Annotated in this window: 7 protein-coding genes; 4 read left to right on the top strand and 3 right to left on the bottom strand. The window is 30.7% G+C overall.

The window, feature by feature from the left end; all coding sequences use genetic code 11:
- Positions 1-89: 89 nt before the first annotated feature.
- From ACKVOV_RS05590 to ACKVOV_RS05580, 3 genes are read right to left on the bottom strand one after another with little or no spacing between them, the layout of a single operon-like run.
- The gene (locus ACKVOV_RS05590; RefSeq protein WP_409205782.1) at positions 90-434 is read right to left on the bottom strand and encodes a HopJ type III effector protein; all 345 of its coding nucleotides are present in this window, start codon (positions 432-434) and stop codon (positions 90-92) included.
- Positions 435-437: 3 nt separating this feature from the next.
- Positions 438-1,151 (bottom strand): 16S rRNA (cytidine(1402)-2'-O)-methyltransferase, encoded by a 714-nt coding sequence (gene rsmI / locus ACKVOV_RS05585; RefSeq protein WP_409205781.1) that lies wholly within the window; start codon positions 1,149-1,151, stop codon positions 438-440.
- Complete coding sequence (locus ACKVOV_RS05580; protein ID WP_409205780.1) at positions 1,152-1,991, bottom strand: hypothetical protein; 840 nt, start codon at positions 1,989-1,991, stop codon at positions 1,152-1,154.
- Between the two features lie 191 nt (positions 1,992-2,182).
- Between ACKVOV_RS05580 and ACKVOV_RS05575 the strand changes: the two genes are divergently transcribed.
- The 4 genes from ACKVOV_RS05575 to ACKVOV_RS05560 form a co-directional block, all read left to right on the top strand.
- Positions 2,183-2,803: a thymidine kinase gene (locus ACKVOV_RS05575; protein WP_409205779.1), complete on the top strand. Its 621-nt coding sequence runs from the start codon at positions 2,183-2,185 to the stop codon at positions 2,801-2,803.
- A 9-nt stretch (positions 2,804-2,812) separates the two neighbouring features.
- Positions 2,813-5,257: a bifunctional UDP-N-acetylmuramoyl-tripeptide:D-alanyl-D-alanine ligase/alanine racemase gene (locus ACKVOV_RS05570; protein WP_409205778.1), complete on the top strand. Its 2,445-nt coding sequence runs from the start codon at positions 2,813-2,815 to the stop codon at positions 5,255-5,257.
- 73 nt (positions 5,258-5,330) lie between these two features.
- Complete coding sequence (gene mscL, locus ACKVOV_RS05565) at positions 5,331-5,702, top strand: large conductance mechanosensitive channel protein MscL (RefSeq protein WP_409205777.1); 372 nt, start codon at positions 5,331-5,333, stop codon at positions 5,700-5,702.
- A gap of 126 nt (positions 5,703-5,828) precedes the next feature.
- Positions 5,829-6,439 (top strand): aspartate-semialdehyde dehydrogenase (locus ACKVOV_RS05560; protein WP_409205776.1); only part of this gene is annotated, 611 nt, incomplete at its 3' end.

The raw sequence follows: 6,439 nt of genomic DNA, 5'->3' as shown, positions 1-6,439 counted from the left end.
TCTGGTAATTCCGGATTTAAAATTATCTGACAAAGGTTTGTTTAGTGGAAATACTTTTTCGTTTGTAGATTTAAATGTGGAATAAATTATTATTTTAATACTAAAGGAACTCCTTCAAATCTTATTTCATTCCAACCCGTTTTTATAAAATTACGAATGTTTTGATGATTTGTACCTTCTGGATTTCCCAAAACTTCTTCAAAATAATAAGAACCAAAACAAGAAAGCATTTGAATTGCAGATAATTTTTGCAATAATCCAAAAGCAAATAATTTACAAGAACCTGAATTCTCGCCTATATTGTTATATTGAGAACCATTTTGAAAAGCTATTGGAGTAAAAATATAATTTTGCTCAATAACTGCAATAGTTTCTTCAAAAGTTATATTCTCAGCGGACTCATTTAATTTTTCTATAAAATCTTTTAATTCCATAAACTAATCCTCGTTATCAAATTTGCCTTCTTTTTTCTCTTTTACAGAAATTTTTCCACCCACAATAACTACAATTTCCCCTTTTGGTGGTTTTGTTTCAAAATGTTTCAAAACTTCTTCGGCAGTTCCTCGAATGGTTTCTTCGTGTAGTTTAGATATTTCTCTAGAAACAGAAACAGGTCTTTCAGCTCCAAAATACTGTACAAATTCGGCTAATGTTTTTACTAATTTGTGTGGTGAAACATATAAAATCATGGTTCTAGTTTCTTCAGCTAAAGCCAAATAACGGGTTTGACGACCTTTTTTTTCGGGCAAAAAGCCTTCAAAAATAAACTTATCATTTGGAAAACCACTATTTACTAGAGCGGGCACAAATGCCGTAGCGCCTGGCAAACAGTCGACTTCTATATTATTTTCGACACAAGCTCGAGTGAGCAAAAATCCTGGATCGGAAATGGCTGGCGTTCCTGCATCGGAAATTAGCGCAATATTTTCACCTGTTTGTATGCGTTTTATAATATTCTCGATGGTTTTGTGTTCGTTATGCATGTGATGACTGTGCATGTGTGTCGAAATCTCAAAATGCTTTAAGAGTTTCCCACTGGTGCGTGTATCTTCTGCGAGAATCAAATCGACTTCTTTAAGCACACGAATGGCGCGAAAAGTCATGTCTTCCAGATTACCAATTGGTGTTGGAACAAGATATAATTTCCCCATTTATACAAATTTACTTGCTACAAATTCCATAAACCTTTCTGCAAATTCTTCTTTTCCTTTCCAATCGTTGTAATCTGGTTTTACCAGTTCATCAATAAAATTTTTAGCATCTTCTAAGGAATCGAAAGTCGATATTTGTGAAACTACTCGGTTAAAATCTTCTGCACTTCCATCAAACAATTGTTTTTCGAAAGCCAATTTGTCATTTAAACCAATATTTACAGTTTTATTCAGTTTATCATTAAGATTTATAGCTGGTTTTGGCTCTGCTTTTTCGAAAATAATTTCTGTTTCAATTTTTATCTCTGGAATTGCTTTTTCTTCAATTTTATCATCAATAATTTTTGATATTTCAACTGGAATTAAAGAATCTTCTATTTTTTTAGTATTAGAAACTCTTTCAAAAATAGGTTCTGGTTGCATATTACTTAAAAAATCATCTATCGAAACTTGCTTTTTTTCTAGCTTAGGAATTTCGATAATTGGAGATTCTTCTATTATTATTTTTGGCTCTTCAATAACCTCTTTTATTTCTTCAACAACAGCTTTTACTGGAATAATTTCTTCATTTATATCATGAACAATTATTTCCTTTTCTTTAGCTTTTGTTTCTGGAATTTTTTCATCAAAATCGAATGCTTTTTCAATTACAACTTCTATGTCATGCAAACCAATAGTTGGTTTTACTTCGCTAAAATGCTCTTCTACAAATAACAGAACAGAGAGTTTTTCGTATAGTTTTTGAGTTTCATGAAGCAATTCACGAACATCTTCTTTATGTTTTAGTTGTAAAATTCGGTGCGCAATGCTGATTAATTCGGCTTCTAACTTTTTTTTCATGTGTATTCTATATTTTTATATTTTGGAACATGCAAATAATTATTGGTACTAAATTTATTTATACAAAAATTATTTTAATAATTATTTCATAACTTTTACTATTATACTCAATAAAGCTTATCTTTTTTAATAAATTTGTTCTGTTACAAAGTAATAAAAACTATTCATTTTTATCGTTATAAAAATAAAAAATGTTTCTCGAAAATACAGTAAATCATAAAGAGCAGTTTGGTTGGATTGAAGTTATTTGCGGATCAATGTTTTCGGGCAAAACCGAAGAATTAATTCGTAGATTAAAAAGAGCACAATTTGCCAAACAAAAAGTCGAAATTTTCAAACCATCTATAGATACCAGATACGATGAAGAAATGGTCGTTTCGCACAACAAAAACGAAATTCGCTCTACTCCTGTTCCAGCCGCAGCCAATATTGCTATTTTAGCTCAAGGTTGTGATGTTGTAGGAATTGATGAAGCACAATTTTTTGATGATGAGATTGTCAAAATTTGTAATGATCTTGCTAATTCTGGCATTCGAGTTATTGTTGCTGGATTGGATATGGATTTTAAAGGAAATCCTTTTGGTCCCATGCCAGCGCTTATGGCAACTGCCGAATATGTTACAAAAGTGCACGCTGTGTGTACTCGAACAGGAAATCTTGCCAATTATAGTTTTCGTAAAACCGATAATGACAAACTCGTTATGCTTGGTGAAACCGAAGAATACGAACCGTTAAGTCGTGCTGCTTATTACAATGCAATGCGAGAAAATATGATTGTAAAAGATGCTGAACATTTATCAAAGAAAAAATAATTAGACCAATTGACAATTTCCTTACATAATATAACCTCAATTCTAAATGCCAATTTTCAAGGCATTGAAACAGTTATAAATTTCGACAATGTTTCTATAGACAGTCGTTCTTTACAAAATAACAATAAAACATTGTTTTTTGCGCTAGTTGGCCCTAATAATGATGCTCATGTTTATATCGAAGATTTAATTTCTAAAGATGTTAATAACTTTGTTGTAACTCATATTCCAAAAGGATTAAAAGACAAAGCTAATTTTCTAATTGTCGAAAACACATTAGTTTCTTTACAAAAATTTGCCATTTATTACCGTGATTTATTTCATTTTCCAATAATAGGAATTACAGGAAGTAACGGAAAAACTATTGTAAAAGAATGGCTTAATTTCCTTTTAAGTCCTGATTATAATATCATTAGAAGTCCTAAAAGTTATAATTCGCAAGTGGGAGTTCCTCTTTCAGTTATAGGAATTAATGAAAATCATAATTTAGGTATTTTTGAAGCAGGAATTTCTACTAGAGGAGAAATGGAAAATCTTCAAAAAATTATTCAACCTAACATTGGTATTTTAACCAACATAGGAACTGCTCACGATGAAGGCTTTAGCAATATTTCTGAAAAAATAAAAGAAAAGTTAAAACTATTTACTAATGTTGATGTTCTAATTTTAAACAAAAATAAATCCATTGAAGCTTTTATAAATAATGATGTTAAAACATTTACTTGGAGCTTAAATGATAAATCCGCTAATGTTTTTTGCCACAAAAATACCTTCGTAGATTATTCAATTCTAAATATAACATTTGAAAATAAAAATTTTGAATTAAAAATTCCTTTTACTGACGAAGCTTCGATTGAAAATAGTATGCAATGTATTTTGACAATGTTGTATCTAAAATATGATTTAGAAACTATTCAAAATCGTATTTCTCAATTATTTCCTGTCGAAATGCGATTGAAAGTAAAAAATGGAATTAACAATTGTACTTTAATTGACGACAGCTATAGTTCTGATTTTCAATCATTAAAAATCGCTTTAGATTTTCTTGAAAATCAAAAACAGCACAAAAAGAAAACACTTATTTTATCGGACATTTTTCAATCAGGATTAGAAAACGAAAATTTATATACTCGGGTTTCGGAACTCATTATTTCAAATAAAATAAATAGGGTAATTTGTATTGGAAATATAATTTCTAAATATAAAAATAAGTTTTTAAATGCCGTATCCTATATTTCAACACAGGATTTTATTGCCGATTTTGAAAATTTAGATTTTGCAAACGAAACCATTTTAATAAAAGGATCAAGACAATTTGAGTTCGAGAAAATTGTAACCTTACTCGAAGAAAAAACACACGAAACAGTTTTAGAAATCAATTTGAATGCCATAAGCCATAATTTGAATTATTATAAATCGAAACTAAATCCGAAAACCAAAATTATGGTTATGGTAAAGGCCTTTGGTTATGGAAGTGGCGGATTTGAAATTGCAAAACTCCTCGCCCATCATAAAGTAGATTATCTTGGTGTGGCTTTCGCCGATGAAGGAATCGAACTCCGTCAGGAAGGAATCCAATTGCCTATTATGGTGTTAAATCCAGAAATGACCAGTTTCCCATCTATCATTCAATACCATTTAGAACCCGAAATTTATAGCATTCGAGGTTTAAAAGCATTTATAAAAATTGCCGAACAGAAAGAACTCATTAATTATCCCATCCATATTAAGATAAATACAGGGATGAATCGGTTGGGTTTTGATGATGAAATCATACCTGAACTCATTGCAATTCTGCAAAAAAATAATTCAATTCAGGTAAAAAGTATTTTATCACATTTAGCTGCCAGCGATGATTTAAAACAAGATATTTTTACCAAAAAACAAATTACTAATTTTGATGCAATATCTAGTAAAATCAAAACGGAACTGAAAATAGATCCTATTCGTCATATTTCAAACACTTCAGGAATAAGTAATTACCCCGAAGCTCAATTTGATATGGTTAGATTAGGAATTGGTTTGTATGGCGTTTCTAATGATGAAAATGAAACTAGGGAACTTGAAAATGTTGGGACATTAAAATCAATAATTTCACAAATACGAACTTTAAATATTGGTGAAAGCGTAGGTTATAATCGCCGATTTATGGCTGAAAAACCAACAAGAATTGCTACAATTCCTATAGGCTATGCCGACGGAATTTCTCGCGCTTGGGGAAATGGAGTTGGTTATGTCTTAATTAATGACAAAAAAGCATCTATTGTAGGAAGTGTTTGTATGGATATGCTCATGGTCGATGTAACCGAAATTAATTGTTTTGAAGGAAATGAAGTAATTATTTTTGGTAAAAATCCATCGGTAACAACCATTGCAAAAGCTATAAATACAATTCCTTACGAAATATTGACCAGTATTTCTAGCAGAGTAAAACGGGTTTTTTATCGAGAATAATTAAAAAACATTTGGCTATTATTTGAATAAAGTGTTAAATTAGCTTTAAAATTAACCTAAAAACAAACAAATTATGGGAATGTTATCGGAATTTAAGGCTTTCGCAATGAAAGGTAATGTAGTTGACTTAGCAGTCGGTGTGGTTATTGGTGGTGCTTTTGGAAAAATTGTAAGTTCGCTAATAGATGATGTAATTACGCCATTATTGTTAAAACCAGCTTTGTCAGCAGCCAACTTATCTAAAATAGAGGAATTAACTATTTTTGGAGGTGTAAAATATGGCATGTTTATCTCCGCAGTAATTAATTTTATTATTATTGCTTTTGTTTTATTTCTGATTATTAAAGGAATGAATGCTGCAAAAAAGAAAGAAGAAGCAGCAGCACCAACTGGACCAACTCAAGAAGAATTGCTTACACAAATTAGAGATTTATTGAAAAAATAATTTCCGCTACACACATATTCTAACTAAACCGTTTCTTAATTGAAACGGTTTTTCTTTTTCATTTGTTTTCTTAAAATCAAATCAATATTTATTACTTTTGTATTTCCAAAATTAAAATAAAAATTTATGAGAATTGCAGTTGTTGGTGCAACCGGAATGGTTGGAGAAGTAATGCTTCAAGTATTAGCCGAAAGAAATTTTCCTGTAACCGAATTAATTCCTGTTGCTTCAGAGCGATCTGTAGGAAAAGAAATAGAATTTAAAGGTACAAAATATAAAGTAGTCGGAATGCAAACCGCGGTAGATATGAAAGCAGACATTGCTTTATTCTCTGCTGGTGGCGAAACTTCTTTAGAATGGGCTCCAAAATTTGCTGCTGCTGGTACAACTGTAATAGATAATTCGTCGGCTTGGAGAATGGATCCAACTAAAAAACTGGTTGTTCCAGAAATAAATGCTTCTATATTAACCAAAGAAGATAAAATTATTCCAAATGCTAACTGTTCGACTATTCAGTTAGTGATGGTTTTAGCGCCTTTGCATAAAAAATATAATATTAAACGTGTCATTGTTTCTACTTATCAGTCTATAACAGGAACTGGTGTAAAAGCTGTACAACAACTAGAAAACGAATACGCAGGAGTTTCTGGCGAAATGGCTTATAAATATCCAATTCACAGAAATGCCATTCCACAATGTGATAGTTTTGATGAAAACGGTTATACCAAAGAAGAAAT

Origin of the sequence: Flavobacterium sp. (assembly GCF_046153165.1) — a bacterium.
Lineage (GTDB): Bacteria > Bacteroidota > Bacteroidia > Flavobacteriales > Flavobacteriaceae > Flavobacterium.
Note: the sequence above shows the minus strand (reverse complement) of the source record. Positions and strands in the feature narration are given on the sequence as shown.

What these genes read in the sequence shown, in the direction of transcription:
- ACKVOV_RS05590 (WP_409205782.1), bottom strand. Translation starts at nt 434, where the DNA reads ATGGAATTAAAAGATTTTATAGAAAAATTAAATGAGTCCGCTGAGAAT.
- rsmI (WP_409205781.1), bottom strand. Translation starts at nt 1,151, where the DNA reads ATGGGGAAATTATATCTTGTTCCAACACCAATTGGTAATCTGGAAGAC.
- ACKVOV_RS05580 (WP_409205780.1), bottom strand. Translation starts at nt 1,991, where the DNA reads ATGAAAAAAAAGTTAGAAGCCGAATTAATCAGCATTGCGCACCGAATT.
- ACKVOV_RS05575 (WP_409205779.1), top strand. Translation starts at nt 2,183, where the DNA reads ATGTTTCTCGAAAATACAGTAAATCATAAAGAGCAGTTTGGTTGGATT.
- mscL (WP_409205777.1), top strand. Translation starts at nt 5,331, where the DNA reads ATGGGAATGTTATCGGAATTTAAGGCTTTCGCAATGAAAGGTAATGTA.